Annotated in this window: 16 protein-coding genes; 9 read left to right on the forward strand and 7 right to left on the reverse strand. The window is 67.7% G+C overall.

The window, feature by feature from the left end:
• Nucleotides 1–8: 8 nt before the first annotated feature.
• The gene (rnd, locus tag BW38_RS00835; RefSeq protein WP_032978673.1) at nt 9–1,088 is read right to left on the reverse strand and encodes a ribonuclease D; all 1,080 of its coding nucleotides are present in this window, start codon (nt 1,086–1,088) and stop codon (nt 9–11) included.
• A gap of 84 nt (nt 1,089–1,172) precedes the next feature.
• On the opposite strand from rnd, the gene BW38_RS00830 reads away from it, so the two are divergent.
• Nucleotides 1,173–3,056, forward strand: coding sequence for a formylglycine-generating enzyme family protein (locus BW38_RS00830; protein ID WP_025876361.1), 1,884 nt, complete (start codon nt 1,173–1,175; stop codon nt 3,054–3,056).
• A 102-nt stretch (nt 3,057–3,158) separates the two neighbouring features.
• Complete coding sequence (locus BW38_RS00825) at nt 3,159–4,049, forward strand: M48 family metallopeptidase (RefSeq protein WP_025876363.1); 891 nt, start codon at nt 3,159–3,161, stop codon at nt 4,047–4,049.
• A gap of 570 nt (nt 4,050–4,619) precedes the next feature.
• On the opposite strand, the gene xseA is transcribed toward BW38_RS00825, so the two are convergent.
• Both xseA and queG read right to left on the reverse strand, forming a co-directional pair.
• Complete coding sequence (gene xseA, locus BW38_RS00820; RefSeq protein WP_032978676.1) at nt 4,620–5,960, reverse strand: exodeoxyribonuclease VII large subunit; 1,341 nt, start codon at nt 5,958–5,960, stop codon at nt 4,620–4,622.
• A gap of 45 nt (nt 5,961–6,005) precedes the next feature.
• On the reverse strand, nt 6,006–7,076 hold the full coding sequence (gene queG / locus BW38_RS00815; RefSeq protein WP_032978678.1) for a tRNA epoxyqueuosine(34) reductase QueG: 1,071 nt from the start codon (nt 7,074–7,076) through the stop codon (nt 6,006–6,008).
• A 23-nt stretch (nt 7,077–7,099) separates the two neighbouring features.
• Here queG and BW38_RS00810 point away from each other — a divergent pair, with 23 nt between their 5' ends.
• From BW38_RS00810 to BW38_RS00785, 6 genes are all read left to right on the forward strand, one after another.
• Nucleotides 7,100–8,584, forward strand: coding sequence for an NAD(P)H-hydrate dehydratase (locus tag BW38_RS00810; protein WP_032978681.1), 1,485 nt, complete (start codon nt 7,100–7,102; stop codon nt 8,582–8,584).
• On the forward strand, nt 8,581–9,063 hold the full coding sequence (tsaE, locus tag BW38_RS00805; RefSeq protein WP_025876369.1) for a tRNA (adenosine(37)-N6)-threonylcarbamoyltransferase complex ATPase subunit type 1 TsaE: 483 nt from the start codon (nt 8,581–8,583) through the stop codon (nt 9,061–9,063). The genes BW38_RS00810 and tsaE overlap by 4 nt, the downstream gene beginning before the upstream one ends.
• Nucleotides 9,064–9,145: 82 nt before the next feature.
• A complete protein-coding gene (locus BW38_RS00800; RefSeq protein ID WP_032978683.1) occupies nt 9,146–10,723 on the forward strand; it encodes an N-acetylmuramoyl-L-alanine amidase in 1,578 nt (525 codons plus the stop codon).
• Between the two features lie 128 nt (nt 10,724–10,851).
• On the forward strand, nt 10,852–12,759 hold the full coding sequence (gene mutL / locus BW38_RS00795) for a DNA mismatch repair endonuclease MutL (protein ID WP_032978685.1): 1,908 nt from the start codon (nt 10,852–10,854) through the stop codon (nt 12,757–12,759).
• Between the two features lie 11 nt (nt 12,760–12,770).
• Nucleotides 12,771–13,700 (forward strand): DUF1684 domain-containing protein, encoded by a 930-nt coding sequence (locus BW38_RS00790; protein ID WP_032978687.1) that lies wholly within the window; start codon nt 12,771–12,773, stop codon nt 13,698–13,700.
• A gap of 2 nt (nt 13,701–13,702) precedes the next feature.
• Nucleotides 13,703–14,641 carry a TraB/GumN family protein gene (locus tag BW38_RS00785; RefSeq protein WP_032978689.1) on the forward strand — a complete coding sequence of 313 codons (939 nt, stop codon included), beginning with the start codon at nt 13,703–13,705 and terminating at the stop codon, nt 14,639–14,641.
• A 79-nt stretch (nt 14,642–14,720) separates the two neighbouring features.
• On the opposite strand, the gene phaR is transcribed toward BW38_RS00785, so the two are convergent.
• The 3 genes from phaR to gluQRS all read right to left on the reverse strand — a co-directional run bounded on the left by phaR (nt 14,721) and on the right by gluQRS (nt 17,123).
• On the reverse strand, nt 14,721–15,266 hold the full coding sequence (phaR, locus tag BW38_RS00780; protein ID WP_032978885.1) for a polyhydroxyalkanoate synthesis repressor PhaR: 546 nt from the start codon (nt 15,264–15,266) through the stop codon (nt 14,721–14,723).
• A 178-nt stretch (nt 15,267–15,444) separates the two neighbouring features.
• On the reverse strand, nt 15,445–16,185 hold the full coding sequence (gene phbB / locus BW38_RS00775; protein WP_025876381.1) for an acetoacetyl-CoA reductase: 741 nt from the start codon (nt 16,183–16,185) through the stop codon (nt 15,445–15,447).
• A gap of 17 nt (nt 16,186–16,202) precedes the next feature.
• Nucleotides 16,203–17,123, reverse strand: a complete 921-nt coding sequence (gene gluQRS / locus BW38_RS00770; RefSeq protein WP_032978691.1) for a tRNA glutamyl-Q(34) synthetase GluQRS — start codon at nt 17,121–17,123, stop codon at nt 16,203–16,205.
• A gap of 93 nt (nt 17,124–17,216) precedes the next feature.
• Here gluQRS and htpX point away from each other — a divergent pair, with 93 nt between their 5' ends.
• Complete coding sequence (htpX, locus tag BW38_RS00765; RefSeq protein ID WP_032978694.1) at nt 17,217–18,083, forward strand: protease HtpX; 867 nt, start codon at nt 17,217–17,219, stop codon at nt 18,081–18,083.
• 227 nt (nt 18,084–18,310) lie between these two features.
• On the opposite strand, the gene BW38_RS00760 is transcribed toward htpX, so the two are convergent.
• On the reverse strand, nt 18,311–19,138 hold the full coding sequence (locus BW38_RS00760) for an inositol monophosphatase family protein (RefSeq protein WP_025876387.1): 828 nt from the start codon (nt 19,136–19,138) through the stop codon (nt 18,311–18,313).
• Nucleotides 19,139–19,172 lie beyond the last annotated feature (34 nt).

Genomic DNA, 19,172 nt, shown 5'->3' on the forward strand with positions numbered 1-19,172 from the left:
GCCTGCCTTCAGCGTTTCGGCAACAACGCCTGCAACCGCGGCTCCAGTTCCTGCTGGCGCCAGCCAGCCAGTGCAGCCGGCCACTGCTGATGCTCCAGATAGCTTTCCAGATGCTTGCGTGAGGCCAGCACGCCGTCGGCCAGGCCGAGCTCGCGGCTGCGTTCGGCCACCGCATCCTGCAGCTTCTTCAGCAGCTGCTTGCTGGCATCGCTGGCCTGCATCGCCAACGGCGCATCGGCTTCGTCGGCCAGCGGCGTGTCCAGCGCCTGCCATACCGCAGCGGCCAGCTTGCGCGGCGCCTTCGGGAACTGTTCGAACAGCTTGCTCACTGCAGCGGCATCGGCTGGCGGGGTGCGTGCCAGGGTGGCGGCCAGTTCGTTGTCCAGGATCCAGCTGCGCGGGCGGTCGCTGGCGCGCGCCTGCACGTCGCGCCAACGCAGCAGGCGCAGCAGGCGGCGCTGCGCGGGCGCGTCCAGGAACTGCGCCGAGCGCATGCCCAGGTGGGGCCAGCGGTCTTCGTCATTTGCCACGCTGGCCAGCAGCCGCTCGCCATCGTCGTGCAGCCACTGCTGGCGCCCCAGCGTTTCCAGCTTGGCGGAGATGGCGTCGTGCATCGCGAACAGATGCTCGACGTCGTCGGCGGCGTACTTCAGCTGGGAGTCCGACAACGGCCTGCGCATCCAGTCAGAGCGGGTTTCGCCCTTTTCCAGTGCCACGCCGGTGATCTCCTGCACCAGCTTCTGGTAGCCCATGCCAGCACCGATGCCAGCCAGCGCGGCGCCGATCTGGGTGTCGAACAACGGACGCGGCAGCACGCCACAGGTCCACTTGAACGCCACCAGGTCTTCGCTGGCACTGTGCATGACCTTGGTGATGGATTCATCGGCCAGCCACGGCGCCAAGGCCTCGGGCATGCCGGGAATCAACGGGTCGATCAGCAGGATGTCCTCGCCGACGGCCATCTGCACCAGCGCCAGCTGTGGCCAGAAGGTGCGTTCACGGATGAATTCGGTATCCAGGCCGATGCGGGTCGGCCGCTGCTGGCGGTATGTGTCCAGCTCGGCGGGGGTGGTGATCCAGGTTGCCACGTGTCAGGGCCTACTACTCGGGTTTGCTCAGGCAGGGGAGAATAGCCTAACGTCGGTCCGCATCCGTGCCGAAGGAGGCCCTGCTTGCGTTTTCTGCTGTCGCCCGCGCTGTTTACCGCCTTGGCTGTGAGCCTGGCCGGTTGCACGCCGTCGCCCCCTGCGCAGACCGCCGGTGCCACCGCAGCCCAGCCGGCCGATCCCGCACCAGAGGCCGGTCCGGCGCGTGGTACCGGGCGGGGCACGGTGACCATTGCCGGTGACGACGCGGCCGAGGACATCCAGCAGTGGACGCCGCCGCGGGTCGATCGCCAGGGACGTACGCTGGCACAGCTGCGCCGGGCTGCCGACCAGGCATTCGCGCGGGGGCATCTGTATGAAGATGGCGATGCGGCCGTGCCCCTGTGGCTGGCAGTGCAGGAGGAGGAACCCGACGATCGGCAGGCGCGCCTGGGCCTGCAACGCGCGAAACAGAAGCTGCAGCAGCAGGCCGATGCGTTGCTGCAGCGGCCATTGCAGCAGCGTGAGGCGCTGGCCGAAGCCGGGCGCCAGGCGCTGGTGCTGCTGACCCTGGCGCCGAAGGACGAGAAGGTGCGCGCGCTGCAGGGGCGGGTCGAGACCGCGCAGCGTGTGGTCGCCTACAACCGCGCGGGCGAAGACGATCTGCGTGCCGACCGTATCGGCGAAGCGGGGGATGGTGCGATTGGCAACTTCCGTGAGGCACTTGCGCTGGACCCGGCGAATCGTCGCGCGCGGCAGGGCCTGGCAGCTGCTGAAAGTGGGCTGATCCGGCGTGCCGAGGATGCCGCGCGTATCCGCGATTTCGCCAGTGCCGGCGCGTGGTTGGCAGAAGCCAGCAAGGTGCGGGACTCGTCACCGACCATCGCCGATGCGTTCGAGCGCATCGAGCAGATCCGTGCAGCGGCACTGGTCCAGCTGCGCGATGGCGGCCTGCATGATCTGACTACCCCGCAGGGGCTGAAGCCCGCGCGCGAGAAGCTGGCCGAAGCGCTGCGCATTGCCTTGCCGGGGGACGCGGTGGTGGCGCAGCTGCGCGAACGCATCGAACTGGCCACCCATTACGGCAGCTTCCGGCCGGGGCAGGTGTTCAGCGATGCGCTGCGTGATGGCGGCCGTGGACCGCAGATGATCGTGGTGCCGCATGGCGGATTCCAGATGGGCGCCAGTGATACCGAACCGGGCGCAACCGACGCAGAGCGGCCATCGCACTATGTGCGTTTCGAGCGTGGGTACGCGATGGCGATCACCGAGATCACCGTGGGTGACTTCGAGCGCTATGTGAAGGCGACCAATGCCCGCCCACGTGCGACCCGGCGTGGACATTCGGTGGTCTATGACGAGCGCAGCGGCAATTTCATCCGTCGCAGCGGCGTGGACTGGCGGTCCGACTATGACGGCGGGCGGGCACTGGGCAATTCGCCGGTGATGCACGTGAGCGTTCGTGATGCCGAGAACTACGCGAACTGGCTGTCCGAACAGACCGGCCGCAGCTACCGCCTGCCCAGCGAGGCCGAGTTCGAGTACGCGATGCGTGCCGGCAGCAGTGGCCGCTACCCGTGGGGCGATGCCGGTCTGCCACCGGAAGGCAGTGGCAATTACACCGGCAGCAAGGATGTTTCGCCTTCGGGCAGGCATTGGCAGAACGCCTTCGTCGGCTATGGCGATGGTTGGTGGGGACCGGCCCCGGTCGCCAGTTTCCAGGCCAACGCCTTCGGGCTGCATGACATGGGCGGCAATCTGAGCGAGTGGGTGGCCGATTGCTGGCATGCCAGCTATCGGCGCGCGCCGGCTGATGGTGTGGCGTGGTTCAACCCGGGTTGCCGTTCACGGGTGATCCGGGGTGGCAACTGGGCCAACGCGCCGGAGCAGACCCGGGCGGCGTGGCGGCAATCGCAGGATTCGGATACCACCAACGCGCGCATCGGCTTCCGACTGGTGCGAGGGATCTGACGGGCACGACTGGATCGGCGCCGGTTTCACCCGCCGCAGGCAGCGCCGCACTAAGATTGCGCCGTACCCGCCGGCCGGCGGGGTCAGCCGGAAGACCAGCCGATGCGCAACGATCCTTTTTCCCGCTCGCCGCAGCAGCGGCGTGGCCTGTTCGGCAACATCCGCTGGTGGGTGCTGCTGCTGGCCGCCGGCTACGCGGCGTTCTACTGGTTCTCCAACCGTGCGGTCGACCCCTATACCGGCGAGAAGGTGCTGATCGACAGCAGCCTGGACGCCAGCCAGGAGAAGGCGCTGGGCCTGCAGGCCTACCAGCAGATCCTGTCGCAGGAGCGCCCTTTGGGCCCGAATGAACAGGTCTCGCGGGATGTCCGGGCAATTGCCGAGCGACTGATCGCCAAGGTGGACGTGGTCGAAACCGCGCTGGCGCAGGAACACGGGCTGCAGCCGGCACACTTCGCACGCGATTTCGAGTGGGAAGTGAACGTGATTCCGTCCGAGCAGGCCAATGCTTTCTGCCTGCCCGGTGGCAAGATGGCGGTCTACACGGGGCTGATTCCGGTGGCGCGCACCCGCGATGCGATGGCGGTGGTGATGGGCCATGAGATCGCCCACGCATTGCTGCGCCATGGTGCACAGCGCATGGCCCAGCAGAAGCTGACCCAGATCGGCCAGGTAGCCGGCGCCGCCAGTGGCATGGATGCGCAGCAGCAACAGATGATGATGTCGGCGATGGGCTACGGGTACCTGTTGCCGTACGCGCGCAGCCACGAGACGCAGGCCGATGAAGTGGGCCTGATGCTGGCGGCCGCGGCGTGCTTCGACCCGCGCGAGGCGGTGCCGCTGTGGCAGCGCATGGGCCAGGCCGGTGGTGGCCAGTCGCCGCCGGAGTTCGCCTCGACCCACCCCAATCCGGGTACCCGTATCCAGAACCTGCAGGCGTTGATGCCGAAGGCACTGGAGTATCGGCAGAAGTTCTGCGAGCAGGCCAGGTAAAGGGTGGTTCGGCAGGGCTGCGCCCTGCACCCGCAGAAGCGGTAGTGCCGGCCGCTGGCCGGCAACCTCAACAGCAAAAGCTGGCTTCCTGTGGGATGGCGGGTGGGTCCGGTTGCGGGGGACGCCGTGAACCCGTCCATGGGGGCTTGGCAGCCGCATCCATGCGGCTGACACCCCCGCAACCGGACCCACCCCGCGTTCGACAGATTTCGCGATCTGTCGGAACGGCATGGCCTGCCCTTGGTGGGTGTCGACCTTGGTCGACACGGTAGATCCACGTCATGCGTGGATGCATTTCGATCAATTGTCGAAATATTCGATCTCGATGGAGATTCATTCACGCATGGCATGGATGTACCAACCGCCACCGGGAAACTCTCGAAGGCGGGGTGGGTCTGGTTGCGGGGGCGTGAGCGCCATGGATGGCGCGACCGAGCTTACATGGACGTACTTGCAGCGTCCCCCGCAACCGGGCCCACCCCGCCATCCCACGGATAGCCAGCTTCTGCCGTTGCTTCGGCTGTTGCATTTGATTCGGCAGGTGCAGGGCGCAGCCCTGCCGAACACCCCTTACTTGACCGCAGTCACCTGTACGTCGATCACGCCGTCGCCGACCCGGGCCTGCAGTGCGTCACCCGGTTGTACCTGCTCGATCCGGCGCACCAGCGCGCCATCGTCTGCACGGGTCACGATGCTGTAGCCACGCGCGACGGTCGCCAGCGGACTGACCGCTTCCAGCGAACGTGCAAGGCCACGCAGGCGCAGCGCATCACGCTGCAGCAGGCGCTGCAGCGCCGCTTGTGGGCGCCCGCCCAACGCGGCAAGGCGACGTCGCAGCGCCTCCATCTGCCGCTGCGGATGATGGCCCCGCAACACTGCGGCAGCGTGGCGCAAACGGGCTGCGCGACGCTCCTGCTGCTGGTTGTGCGCCGCATGCAAGCGACGTCCGAGGTCCAGCTGACGACGGCGCAGTAGATCCAGTCGTGCCTGCGGACTCTGTGCGTTCAAGCGCAGCAGGGCGCGATCAGCGCGCTGCATGGCCTGCTGCATGGCGTGGCGTTGCAGCTGCACCATGCGAGCCGCGTTGCGGCGCAGGCGCAGGGCCAGGTCGCGCTGATCGGGTACCAGCAGTTCCGCGGCCACCGATGGCGTAGGCGCGCGCAGGTCAGCAGCGAAATCGCTGAGACTGAAGTCGGTTTCGTGACCCACCGCCGAGACCACCGGCGTGCCGCTGGCGGCGATTGCGCGGGCCAGCGCTTCATCGTTGAAGGCCCACAGGTCTTCCAGCGAGCCACCACCACGGGTCAGCAGGATCACGTCGTAGCGACCGCTGGCATCGGCGGCCTGCAGCAGGCGGGTGATCTGTGCGGCAGCGGTTGCGCCCTGTACCAGGGTCGGCAGCAGATCCACTTCCAGCAACGGGAAGCGGCGGCCGAGCACGCTCAGCACATCGCGCACGGCGGCACCGGTGGGCGAGGTGATCACCGCCAGGCGCTGCACGTGGGCCGGCATCTGCCGCTTGCGGGCCGGGTCGAACAGTCCCTCGGCTTCCAGCCGCGCCTTCAGTTCCTCGAACGCGCGACGCAGCGCGCCTTCGCCGGCTTCCTCCATGTGGTCCAGCACCATCTGGTACTCGCCACGGGCGTCGTACAGGGTTACCTTGCCGCGCACCAGCACGCGCATGCCCTCGCGCGGAACGAACTTCAGGTACTGCGCCTTCATCCTGAACATCGCAGCGCGCAACTGTGCACGCGCGTCCTTCAGGGTGAAATACAGATGGCCGGACGCCGGCCGCGCCACGCTGCCCAGTTCGGCTTCCACCCAGATCGCCGGGAAGCTGCCTTCCAGCAGGTCGCGCGCCAGGGTGTTGAGCTGGCTGGGGGTGAAGACGTCGTTGTTGCGTGGCTGCATGGTTACGGCGTGGGGCAGATGGAGCAGGGGGCTCAGGATCGCACGTCAGCGCTGGCCGTGCTGGGCCAGTGCCCATTGCACGTGTTCGCGGACTACGGGTGAAGCAGCCTCGGCGCGCGTCTGCAGCGCCGACAGCGTCTCTGCCGTGGTTGGCGCATTGCCCAGTGCCACGGCGATGTTGCGCAGCCAGCGCTCATGGCCACTGCGGCGGATCGGGCTGCCTTCGGTACGGCGCAGGAATTCAGCTTCGTCCCAGGCGAACAACTGGTCCAGGCGTGCGGTGTCCAGGTTGTTGCGGGCGCGGAAGTCAGCTTCGTCGGTGCGCTTGGCGAACTTGTTCCAGGGGCAGACCAGCTGGCAGTCGTCGCAGCCATAGATGCGGTTGCCGATCAGCGGTCGCATCTCCACTGGAATCGCACCGTCATGCTCGATGGTCAGGTAGGAGATGCAGCGGCGCGCATCCAGCCGCTGCGGGGCGGTGATGGCTTGGGTCGGGCAGACGTCGATGCAGCGCGTACAGGTGCCGCAGTGCGCGCTGGCCGGCGTGTCGATCGGCAGCGGCAGGTCGATGTAGATCTCGCCGATGAAGAACCACGAGCCGCCGTGGCGGTCGATCAGGCAGGTGTGCTTGCCGATCCAGCCCAGCCCCGCGTTGCGTGCCAGCGCGCGTTCCAGCACTGGCGCCGAATCGACGAAGACGCGGTAGCCCAGCGGCGCCACCTCATCGTTGATCTGCGTGGCCAGCTTCTGCAGGCGGTTGCGCATCAGCTTGTGGTAATCGCGGCCGAGCGCGTAGCGGGCGACGTAGGCGCGCCCCGGATCGGCCAGGGTCGCCCACGCTTCGGTGTCGTCCCTGTGGCAGTAGTCCATGCCTACCGAGATCACCCGCACGGTGCCGGGAAGCAGTTCTGCCGGGCGCGCGCGCAGGGTGCCGTGGCGTGCCATCCAGTCCATCGTGCCGTACAGGCCCTGGCCCAGCCAGTCGGCCAGGTGCGCCTCGTCCTCGCCCAGTTCGATGCCGGCGATACCGCAGCGCTGGAAGCCATGCGCGCGCGCCAGATCGCGGATGCGCTGTACGGCCATGGCCGGATCGAGGGGGGCAGGGACGGGGGACATGTGCACCAGTATAAAATCCCCGCATGGCCAACCTCGCCGATCTGTTCGATTCCCGTGCCGCACGCACACTCGATGCCCGGGCCTCCGCGCTGGCGGGCGATGGTGGCTGGGGCCTGATGGCCCAGGCGGGCCAGGCGGCCTGGCAGAGCCTGCTGCAGCACTGGCCGCAGGCGCGGCGGATCGGCGTGGTGGTTGGCAGCGGCAACAATGGCGGCGATGGCTATGTGCTGGCCTGTCATGCGCTGGAGGCCGGGCGGCAGGTGCAGCTGATCGCGCTGCCGGGCAGCCCACCTTCCACGGCGTTGGCGCAGCGCGCCGCAGCGGATTTCAGGTCCGCCGGCGGCACCGTCACTGATTTCAACGGCGAACTGGCCCAGGCCGATCTATGGGTCGATGCCCTGTTCGGCCTTGGCTTCTCCCGGGCACCAGAGGGCGCGGCACTGGCCTTGATCGAGGCGCTGAACGCGCAGCAGGCGCCGGTGTTGGCGTTGGACGTACCCAGCGGTGTCGACGCCGACCATGGCTGCGTGCCGGGCGCAGCCGTACGCGCGGCCCTGACAGTGCAGTTCATCGTCGCCCACCGCGGCCTGTACACCGGCGATGCACTGGAATACACCGGGCGCAGGCACCTGGCACCACTGGCGCTGGCCGATGCGGCCTGGCAGGGTGTCGTCGCTGCTGCAGAGTGCTGGACGCAGTCGCGCCTGCCGGATCTGCTGCCGCCGCGCCGTGCCAACAGCCACAAGGGTGAATCCGGCCACGTGCTGTGCGTGGGCGGCAACCATGGCAGCGGCGGTGCCATCGCGATGGCCGCCGAAGCTGCGCTGCGTGCTGGCGCGGGCCTGCTGAGCATCGGCACCCGCCGCGACCATGTCGGCCCGCTGCTGGCGAGGTTGCCTGAAGCGATGACGCACGCGCTGGAAGATGGCTCAGCGCTGCCGGCGTTGCTGGCAAAAGCCAAGGTGGTGGCGATCGGCCCGGGCCTGGGCCAGGAAGAATGGGCGCGCGCGCTGTATGCGCGTGTGCTGCAGTCAGGCCTGCCGCTGGTGATCGACGCCGATGCGTTGAACCTGCTGGCGCAGGATGCACATGCGCTGCCCGATGCGATCCTGACCCCGCACCCAGGCGAAGCCGCGCGCCTGCTGGAAACCACCACGGCGGCAGTCCAGGCCGATCGCTATGCCAGCGCGCAGGCGCTGGCCGAGCGCTATCACGCAGTGGTGGTGCTGAAGGGGGCGGGCAGCATCGTCGCCGCGCCCGGCCACGCACCGCGACTGATTGCGGCCGGCAACCCGGGAATGGCGGTGGGTGGCATGGGCGACCTGTTGACCGGCATCATCGCCAGCCTGCGCGCGCAGGGCCTGCTTGCGTTCGATGCGGCGGCAGGCGGTGCGCTGCTGCATGCCCTGGCCGGCGATGTCGCCGCCGCCGACGGTGCCCGCGGCCTGCTTCCCACTGATCTGCTGGCGCCCCTGCGGCGGCTGGCCAACCCGGAACGTTCCCGATGACCGAATTCTTCCTTGCTGACAGCAACGCCACCGAACTGCTGGGGCAATGGCTGGCAGCCACCCGTCCGCCGCAGGCGCTGGTCGAGCTGCGCGGTGATCTTGGCGCCGGCAAATCGACCACGGCGCGCGCGCTGCTGCGGGCGCTGGGCGTGCAGGGGGCGATCCGCAGTCCCACCTATACCCTGGTCGAGCGCTATCCGTTGTCCAGTGGCGGCGAGGCCTGGCACATGGACCTGTATCGCATCGGCCAGGCCGGCGAGCTGGATTTCCTCGGGCTGGACGAGGGCAGTGCCGTGCTGTGGCTGGTCGAATGGCCAGAGCGCGGTGCCGGTGCGCTGCCGCCAACCGATCTGGTGGTCGCACTGGAGATTGAAGGTCAGGGGCGTCGCGTGCGTCTCACTGGCATCAGCGACACGGGACGTGAATGGCTGCAGCGGCTTCCCGAAGGTGGCGACTTGCAGGCCCTTTCTGTCGGCTGACGAGAACAAACACCGGCAGGTTACGGATTATTAAGGAAAAAGGTGTTGCATTCCGTTCAGTGCGGTGATTGAATCCTGAGTCATGCGCCCGGGGAATCGACTCATTGCCATCTGTGCCGCCGTCGGACTTGGTCTGGCGAGCGTCAGTGCGTGGGCCGGTGAGGTCCGCCAGGTGCTGCTCAATACCGGTGCGACCGGAACCCGCGCGGAAATCGCGCTGGTCGGCAGTGGTGGCTACAAGACCCTGTCGCTGGCCGGTCCGAACCGGCTGGTGGTCGATTTCCCTGATTCCAGCGCGGTGCGCAACCTGAAGATGCCGTCGCCGCAGGGCGTGGTGACTGCGGTGCGCACCGGGCAGCCGGTGCCGGGCACTTTCCGCGTCGTATTCGACCTGGCCGAGACGGTCGCCCCCTTCCGCCCGCAGATGCAGCGCGAAGGCAATGAATCCAAGCTGGTGATCGAGTGGCCGGGCGATGGCCCGGCCGTGGCCGCCAGTCGCCCCGCGCCGACGCCTGCGCCGACGCAGCCGCCAGCGGCATCTTCGGTGAGTCCGGCTCCGGTCCCGGGCCCGAACCCGGCACAAACCGCACAGTCCCGTGGTGATGCCGCGCGAGCCACTGCGCTGTTGACCGCGCAGGTCCAGCAGCAGGCCAGTGCCAGCGCTGCGGCACCCGCCGCGCCGACGCCGGCACCCAGCACCACCCCGGTGCAGATGGCGGCAGCAGGCACCACCGCCAGCAGCACCCCGACGTCGTCGCCGGCAGCCATCCTGGCTGGACAGGCCACCACTGCAGTTGTGGCCACCCAGCCGAAGCCGGTGCCGACACCTGTTGCGCCGACCGAGTCGCCGCGTCCGACCATGCCCAGCGATGCCTCGCGCATCCGCATGCAGCCGGGCATGCGTCACCTGGTGGTGGCGATCGATCCGGGCCATGGCGGCCAGGATCCGGGCGCCATCGGCCCCACCGGCAAGCGCGAAAAGGATGTCACCCTGGCGGTGGCGCGTGAACTGGCTCGCCAGGTCAACGCCACGCCTGGCCTGAAAGCCTTCCTCACCCGCGACAGCGATGTGTTCATCCCGCTGCCGATGCGTGCGCAGAAGGCGCGTGCGAACAAGGCCGACATCTTCATTTCGATCCATGCCGACGCCGCCGAAAACCGCTCGGCCACCGGTTCGTCGGTGTATGTGCTGTCGACCAAGGGCGCGTCTTCGCAGCGTGCACGCTGGCTGGCGGACAAGGAAAACGCCGCCGATCTGGTCGGTGGCGTGCGCCTGCAGCAGACCGAAGGCACGCTGGCCAACGTTCTGCTGGACCTGGCCCAGAGCGGTTACATGAAATCCTCCGAGGACGCAGCCGGGCACGTGCTGGGCGGCCTGAAGCGTATCGGCAACAACCACAAGCCGAACATCGAGCGCGCCAACTTCGCCGTGCTGCGCACTTCGGACATGCCGGCGATGCTGGTGGAAACCGCGTTCATCTCCAACCCGGATGAAGAGCGCCGCCTGATCGACCCGGCCTACCAGCGCAAGGTCGCCGGTGCGGTGCTGGATGGCGTGCACACCTTCTTCAGCCGCCAACCGCCGCCGGGCACGCTGTACGCCGCGCGCGCGCAGGCCGAGATCGACGCTGCAAGCACCGTGGCGGGCGGCAGCAAGTAACCCGCTGGATCGCCTGCTTCCGCTGAAGCCAGGCCACGCCTGGCTGGCGCCGCGTACGCTGCATCTCGACTCTACCTGGCGCCGCTCCGCTATCATCGTGGCATGACGTCTGCCTGCCTTGCCTGCCCATGAACGCGCCCGATCCGCGTCCGATCCGGCCGCTGCCGGAAATCCTGATCAACCAGATTGCCGCCGGTGAAGTGGTCGAACGACCCGCATCGGTGGTCAAGGAACTGGTAGAGAATGCGATCGATGCCGGCGCCAGCCGCGTCGATATCGAGCTGGAAGAAGGCGGTGTGCGCCTGATCCGCATCCGCGACAACGGCAGCGGCATTGCCGCAGAGCAGTTGCCGCTGGCGGTTTCGCGGCACGCCACCAGCAAGATCGCCAACCTGGATGAGCTGGAAGCAGTGGCCACGCTGGGTTTCCGTGGCGAAGCGCTGCCGTCGATCGCCTCGGTCAGTCGTTTCACCCTGGCCTCGCGCCGTGCCCATGATGAGCACGGTTCGGCACTGCAGATCGAAGGCGGCAAGATCGGCGAGGTGACCCCGCGCGCGCATGCGCCCGGCACCACGGTGGAAGTGCGCGAGCTGTTCTACAACGTGCCGGCGCGGCGCAAGTTCCTGCGCGCCGAGCGCACCGAACTGGGGCATATCGAAGAGTGGCTGCGTTCGTTGGCGCTGGCCCGTCCCGATGTCGAGCTCCGCGTCTCGCACAACGGCAAGGCCTCGCGTCGCTACAAGCCAGGCGACCTGTATTCGGACGTGCGCCTGGCCGAGACCCTGGGCGAGGACTTCGCCAACCAGGCTGTGCGCGTGGACCACAGCAGTGCCGGCCTGCGCCTGCATGGCTGGATCGCGCAGCCGCATTATTCGCGCGCCAGCACCGACCAGCAGTACCTGTACGTCAACGGACGTTCGGTACGTGACCGCAGTGTCGCCCATGCAGTGAAGATGGCCTACGGCGACGTGCTGTACCACGGCCGCCAGCCAGCGTATGTGCTGTTCCTGGAGCTGGACCCGACGCGCGTTGATGTGAACGTGCATCCGGCCAAGCATGAGGTGCGCTTCCGCGATTCGCGGCTGGTGCATGACTTCGTCTACCGCACCCTGAAGGATGCACTGGCCGACACCCGTGCCGGCATGACCGCGCAGGAGATCGGTGCCGGCGCGGCGCATCCGGCCGAAGGCGACCCTGCGGCGGCGATGCCGGGCGCGACGGCGTCCAGCTTCGGCTACGTACGCGGCCCGGCGCCCGGTGCCGGGCAGGGCGGCGGTGGTGGTGGCGGCTTCTCTGGCTGGCGCCCGCAGCAGCCGCTGGGCCTGCAGGTGGCCGACGCACCCGCCGCCTATGCTGCGTTGTATGCGTCGCCAGCGGGTGCCGAGCGCGGTGCGGCACTGCCGCCGATGCCGATGGAGAACGGATTGCCGGTCACCAGTGCCGACGCCGGCGTACCTCCGCTGGGTTACGCCGTTGCCCAGCTGCATGGCATCTACATCCTGGCCGAGAACGCCGAAGGCCTGATCGTGGTCGACATGCATGCGGCGCACGAACGCATCGGCTACGAGCGGTTGAAGAATGCGCACGATGGCATCGGCCTGCAATCGCAGCCGTTGCTGGTGCCGATCACCCTGGCGGTGGGCGAGCGCGAGGCCGATACCGCCGAGGCGGAGGCCGATACGCTGGCTGCGCTCGGATTCGAGATCACCCGCGCGGGACCGGGCGCACTGCACGTGCGCAGCATCCCGGCGCTGCTGGCCCATGCCGAGCCCGAAGGCCTGCTGCGCGATGTGCTGACCGACCTGCGCGAGCACGGCCAGAGCCGTCGCATCGCCACTGCGCGCGATGAGCTGCTGTCGACCATGGCCTGCCATGGCGCGGTGCGTGCGAACCGGCGCCTGACCGTGCCGGAAATGAACGCGCTGCTGCGCGACATGGAAATCACCGAGCGGTCCGGACAGTGCAACCACGGCCGACCGACCTGGGCCCGTTTTTCGCTGGCGGAGATCGACCGCTGGTTCCTGCGCGGACGTTGAGGGGAGCACCGATGCGATTTTGCCGAATGGGCAGCCTGCTGGCGGCCCTGTTGTTGGTGGCCTGCAGCCCGGCACCCACGCCGGCACCGGCCGCCGTTGAGGATCCGGCCTTCGCCGCACAGCAACAGCAATGGCGGGTGCTGCGCTACCAGGACCTGACCCGGCCCGATGGCTGGACCGCGCTGGTCGGCCTGCACTGGTTGCAGAACCGATCGCACTTCGTCGGCAGCGGCGACACCAGCGGCATCCGCCTGGCGGTGGGGCCGGCCAAGCTGGGCCTGCTGCGCCGTGAAGGCGACCAGTGGTGGTTCACGCCGGAGTCCGGCACGGATGTCACCCTTGATGGACAGCCCGTGCGCGGGCGTGTGCGCATGGATACCGACAAGGATCCGCAGCCGACCCTGCTGGCCTTCGATGGTGGCAAGGGCCAGCTCAGCCTGATCCGTCGCGGCCCGCGTGACGCACTGCGGGTCAAGCATGCCGATGCACCGGCGCGCCGCGATTTCGCCGGCCTGCAGTACTGGCCCGGTGGCCCGCAATGGCAGGTGCAGGCGCGCTTCATCGCGCATCCGCCAGGCAAGACCTTGCCGATCGTGGACATCACCGGCCTGACCACCGAGATGCCCAACGCCGGTGCCGTGGAATTCGATCGCGACGGCCGCAGCTGGCGGCTGGAAGCGATCGGCGAACCGGGGCAGCCGCTGTTCCTGATCTTTGCCGACCGTACCAGTGGCCACGGCAGCTACCCTGCCGGCCGCTATCTGGATACCGATGCGCCCACGGCCGACGGCCACGTGACGATCGATTTCAACCACGCCCACAACCCACCGTGCGCGTTCACCGCCTATGCGACCTGTCCGTTGGCACCGCCGGAAAACCGCCTGGACCTGCGCGTGGAAGCGGGTGAAAAGACGTATCACCTGCCTGAAGGAGAGGGTTGAACATGTTGATGAAACTGTTGCTGCGCAGTGCCGTTTTTCTCGCTGCCTGCGCCGTCGGTCCGTTGGCCGTCGCGCGCGATGCGCCGGCCGAAGCCACGGCCGGCAAGCCGCCGGTGCCGCTGCTGTGGAAGGTCACCGGGCAGGGAGATGCACGCCTGTACCTGCTGGGTTCCTTCCATCTGTTGAAGCCGCAGGACTATCCACTGTCGACCGAGGTCGAGCAGGCATTCGAAGCCTCGCAGCGTGTGCTGTTCGAAGTGACCCCTGAGGAACTGCAGTCGCCGCAGATGGCCAGCCAGATGGTGCAGGTGGCTACCCGCAAGGACGGCAGTGAACTCAAGCGTGACCTGGATGCGCCGACCTGGCAGAAGCTGCAGGCCTATGCGACGCAGAACCAATTGCCATTGGCGCAGTTGCAGGGCATGAAAGCGTGGTTCGTCGGCCTGACCATCACCGTCGGGCAGATGCAGAAGCTGGGCCTTGACCCCGAGCTGGGGCTGGACCGGCACTTCATGCAGCGGGCGCAGAAGGCCGGCAAGAAGACCGCAGGCCTGGAAGACATGTCCAGCCAGATCAACCTGCTTGATGGCATGAGCGTGCAGGAGCAGCGGCAGATGCTGTCCGAGGCCTTGGACGAAGCGGGCAAGGGGGACGCCCAGGCGCAGATGCTGCATGAGGCCTGGCGCCGCGGCGACGATCGCCTGCTGTGGAGCCGGATGGGCGTGGAGATGCGCCAGAAGTATCCGCAGCTGTACCAGCGCATCAATACCGACCGCAACGATGCGTGGGTGCCCAAGCTGCTGCCGTACCTGCAGGCCGGGCAAGGCGGCACGCTGGTGGTGGTGGGCGGCCTGCACCTGCTGGGCAACGACGGCGTGGTCGAGAAGCTGCGGGCGAAGGGGTACAAGGTCGAGCGGGTCTGCAAGGGCTGCAGGAAGTAAAACCACGCCCCGCGTAGAGGCGTTCAAAACAGAACGGCGCGCTCATGGCGCGCCGTTTTCGTATCCGCCGGGGCGGGGCTCAGCGGCGGGTCTTGCCGCCGGTGCCGGTGCCGCCGGCCGGATCGTTCGGCTTGCCGGCCGTACCGGCGCCGGTGCCCGTTCCGGTGCCACCCGGACGCGGGCCACCGAAACCGCTGCCCATGTTGCGCTGGAATTCCTGCCACAACTCCAGGTTGCGCTCGGTCAGCTGGTTCATCATCGCCCACGGCGTCTGCCCCAGCAGGTTGCCCATCTGCTGGCGGAACTGCTGCTGCTGGTCGAGGAAGACCTGCATGCTGCGCTCCAGGTAGTTGCCCATGAAGCCCTGCAGGGAATCGCCGTAGAAGCGAATCAGCTGGCTCAGCAGCTGGGTGGAGAGCATCGGTTCACCGTCCTGCTCCTGGTCGGCGATGATCTGCAGCAGGACCGATCGGGTCAGGTCGTCGCCGCTCTTGGCGTCGCGGACTTCGAAGTCTTCGCCGTCGAGGATCAGCTGGCGCACGTCCTCGATGGTGATGTAGCTGGAGATCTCGGTGTCGTACAGACGGCGGTTCGGATACTTCTTGATGATGCGGGTCGCAGCCATGAAGCGGTACTCGTCACAGTAGACGCGCAGCATGGCGCAGTGCAGCAGCGGTTGCAACCGCCCCAGCCCCCGCCAGGCTTGGCTTTCCGTCGCCGGAATGTTGCGCAGCAAGGCTTTGCGTGCTGCGCAGCATGACCAACGGCAGGGTGCAGCACGGGCTTTCAGGCCCTGGCGCCGTTTACCAGCCCATGTGATGGCCGCCGTTGATGTCCAGGTTGCTGCCGGTGATCCACGAGGCCTCTTCGGCCACCAGGAAGGACACGCCGTAGGCTATTTCTTCCGGCTTGCCCAGGCGCCCGGTCGGGATGTCGGCAATGATCTTGGCGCGCACTTCCTCGGGCACCGCCATCACCATGTCGGTGGCCACGTAACCGGGCGAAATCGTGTTCACGGTGATGCCGAAGCCTGCGTTCTCGCGCGCCAGCGAGATGGTGAAGCCATGCATGCCGGCCTTGGCGGCGGCGTAGTTGGCCTGCCCGTACTGGCCCTTCAGGCCGTTGATCGAGCTGATCTGGATGACCCGGCCCCAGCCGCGTCGACGCATGCCCTCGATGACCGGGCGGGTGACGTTGAACACCGAGTTGAGGTTGGTGTTGATCACATCGTGCCACTGCTCCGCGCGCATGCGGTGGAAGGTGGTGTCGCGGGTGATGCCGGCGTTGTTGACCAGGATCTCGACCGGGCCCAGTTCGGCCTCGACCGCGCGGATCAGGCCTTCGGCGCTGGCAGAGTCGGAGACATCGCCCGGGAAGATCGCCACGTGGTAGCCGCGTTCGGTCATCGCCTGCTGCCAGGCGCGGGCCTTGGTCTCATCGCGGTAGTTGGTGGCGACCCGGTGGCCCTGGTCGGCCAGGCGTTGGCAGATGGCGGTACCGATGCCGCCGGTTCCGCCGGTGACCAGTGCGACGCGAGATGTCATGGAAAGCTGTCCGGATGTCAGGTGGGGGAAGGGGGATTCTGCAACATCGGCGCGGAAAGTGCGCCGGCCGGCAGCAGAATGTCCGCGCGCGGCAGCAGGCCGGGGTTGAAGCTGCGCTGCGCGGCGGCCAACAGCGCGTCGCGGTCGTCGATGCCGTCCAGTGCGGTGCCCGGCTGGCCCAGCAGTTCCCACAACCGGCGCAGCACCGGTACCGGCGCGCCGGCATCCACCGGCAGCGCGGCCAGTGACTTGGACAGTTTGTGGCCCGGTGCATCCAGCAGTAGCGGCAGGTGCCAGTAGCGCGGCGTCGGCAGGTCCAGCGCCTGCTGCAGCAGGATCTGCCTGGCGGTGGAATCGAGCAGGTCGGCGCCGCGCACGACTTCGTTCACGCCCTGCGCGGCATCGTCGACGACCACCGCCAACTGGTAGGCCCAGCAGCCGTCGGCGCGGCGCAGTACGAAATCACCGACCTCGGCATGGACATCCTGTTGCTGCGGGCCGCGCAGGCCATCCTCGAACCGCACGATGCTGCCGGGCGGCACGCGGAAGCGGACGGCTGGGTCCGGTCTTGCCTGCCGCGCGACGCAGCGATGGTGGATGCCGCCATTGGCGGCCAGATCGCTCCGACTGCAGTGGCAGACAAATGCGTCGCCATCGGCCAGCAGGCGGTCCAGCGCCGTCTGGTAGGCGTCGCCACGCGCGCTCTGCCAGATCACCGGCCCGTCATGAAGCAGGCCGAAGGCGGCCAGCGCCTGCAGTTGCGCCTGTGCGGCGCCGGCCACCGTGCGGGGTGGATCGACGTCTTCGATGCGCAACCGCCACAGGCCGCCATGGTGGCGCGCAAGCAGCCAGCTGCCGAAGGCGGCAAGCAGCGAGCCGGGATGCAGCAGGCCGGTGGGCGAGGGCGCGAAGCGGCCGCAGGAGAGGGAGGAGGTCATGCAGCTGAATCGTCGGTCAGGTTGGCGCTTGAATTCAAGCTGACTGCACCGCAGATTGACGGATATCAACCCCCTTCCAAGCCGGAAATTCCCATGTTCACCCGTATTGCGCTGTTCCTGGCCACGAACTTTGCCGTGCTGATCCTCGCCAGCATCGTGATGTCGCTGATAGGGGTCGACCCCAGCCGGATGAGCGGCCTGCTGGTCATGGCTGCCATCTTCGGTTTTGGTGGTTCGCTCATCTCGCTGCTGCTGTCCAAGTGGATGGCCAAGCGCTCCACCGGTGCGGTGGTGATCACCGAGCCGCGCAACCAGACCGAGCGCTGGCTGCTGGCCACCGTCGAGCGCCAGGCCAAGGCCGCCGGTATCGGCATGCCGGAAGTGGCGGTGTATGACGGCCCGGAGATCAACGCGTTCGCCACCGGTGCCAACCGCAACAACGCGCTGGTGGCGGTGTCCACCGGTCTGCTGCACAACATGAGCGAGGACGAAGCCGAAGCCGTGCTCGGCCACGAGATCGCCCACGTCGCCAACGGAGACATGATCACCATGGCACTGCTGCAGGGCGTGCTGAACACCTTCGTGATCGTGCTGGCCCGCGTAGTCGGCGGCATCATCGACAGTGCTTTGTCGGGCAACCGCGAAGGCGGCGGCCGTGGCTTTGCGTACTACATCATCGTGTTCGTGCTGGAGATGGTGTTCGGCCTGTTCGCCACGATGATCTCGATGTGGTTCTCGCGCCACCGCGAATTCCGTGCCGATGCCGGCGGTGCATCGCTGGCCGGCCGTCAGAAGATGATCTCGGCGCTGGAGCGGCTGCAGCTCAACCACGGCCAGAGCACCCTGCCGACGCAGATCGCCGCGTTCGGTATTGCCGGGTCGACGGCGAAGAAGCTGTTCATGAGCCACCCGCCGCTGGAAGAGCGCATCGCCGCGCTGCGGGCGTCGACGGTGGCATAAGCCTCCGCTTGTAGAGCAGTGCAGGAACGCCTGGCCTCGCGCCGGGCGTTTTTGTTTGCTCGCCCACGCGTCGGTAGCGCCGGGCCATGCCCGGCGGATCGTTTCCGCGCCTGCGGAGGCGCGTCACTTTCTTTGCACGAGCAAAGAAAGTGACAAGCACGATCACTGCGGATACGAAAACGGCACCTTCGCAGGTGCCGTCTCCATGAACCGCTTTACGCGCGAACTCAGAACTTCGCGTCGAACTCGGCAGCGTAACCCGTGTTGACCAGCACCTTCTGCAGCGACTCGGCCACCTTCAGGTTGCCAGCCACGATCTGCTGGGTGTCCGGGCCACGGTTGTCCATGCGGGCCGGGGTCGCGCCCTTGAAGTCGCAGACCTTGCCACCGGCTTCGCGCACCAGCAGCACGCCGGCAGCGATGTCCCAGGCCTTCACGCCGGCCTCGAAGTAGGCGTCGGCGCGGCCACAGGCCACGTAGGCCAGGTCCAGCGCGGCCGAACCCGAACGGCGGATGTCCTCGGCGTGCACCAGCAGGGCGTCCAGCGACTTCAGCTGCGCACTGGCGCGGGCACGCTCGCGCGGGGCGAAACCGGTGTGGATCATGGTGCCTTCCAGATCCTTGCGGTCGGCCACGCGGATGCGGCGGTCGTTGAGCACGGCGCCGGCACCACGGCTGGCAGTGAACAGTTCATTGCGCAGCGGGTCGAAGATCACCGCGTCGGTCGGCTCGCCGTTCTCGACCAGGGCGATCGACACGCAGTAGTGCGGCACGCCGCGCAGGTAGTTGCTGGTGCCGTCCAGCGGGTCGATGACCCACATGTGGCGACGCTCGCTCTGCACGCCACCTTCTTCACCGAAGATGCCGTACTCGGGGTAAGCGCGCTTGAGTTCCTTGACGATCACCTTTTCCGCGTCCGCATCGACTTCGCTGGCGTAGTCCATGCGGCCCTTCTGGACTACATTCAGTGCCTCGAGCTTGTTGATGTTGCGCAAGAGGACGTTGCCGGCGAGGCGGGCGGCCTTGACCATGACGGTGACGGCGGGTTTCTGCATGGCATGGGCTCCCGGAAGGGCAGAAGAGAAGGGC

Source organism: Stenotrophomonas sp. RIT309, assembly GCF_000632045.1.
Classification (GTDB): domain Bacteria; phylum Pseudomonadota; class Gammaproteobacteria; order Xanthomonadales; family Xanthomonadaceae; genus Stenotrophomonas; species Stenotrophomonas indicatrix.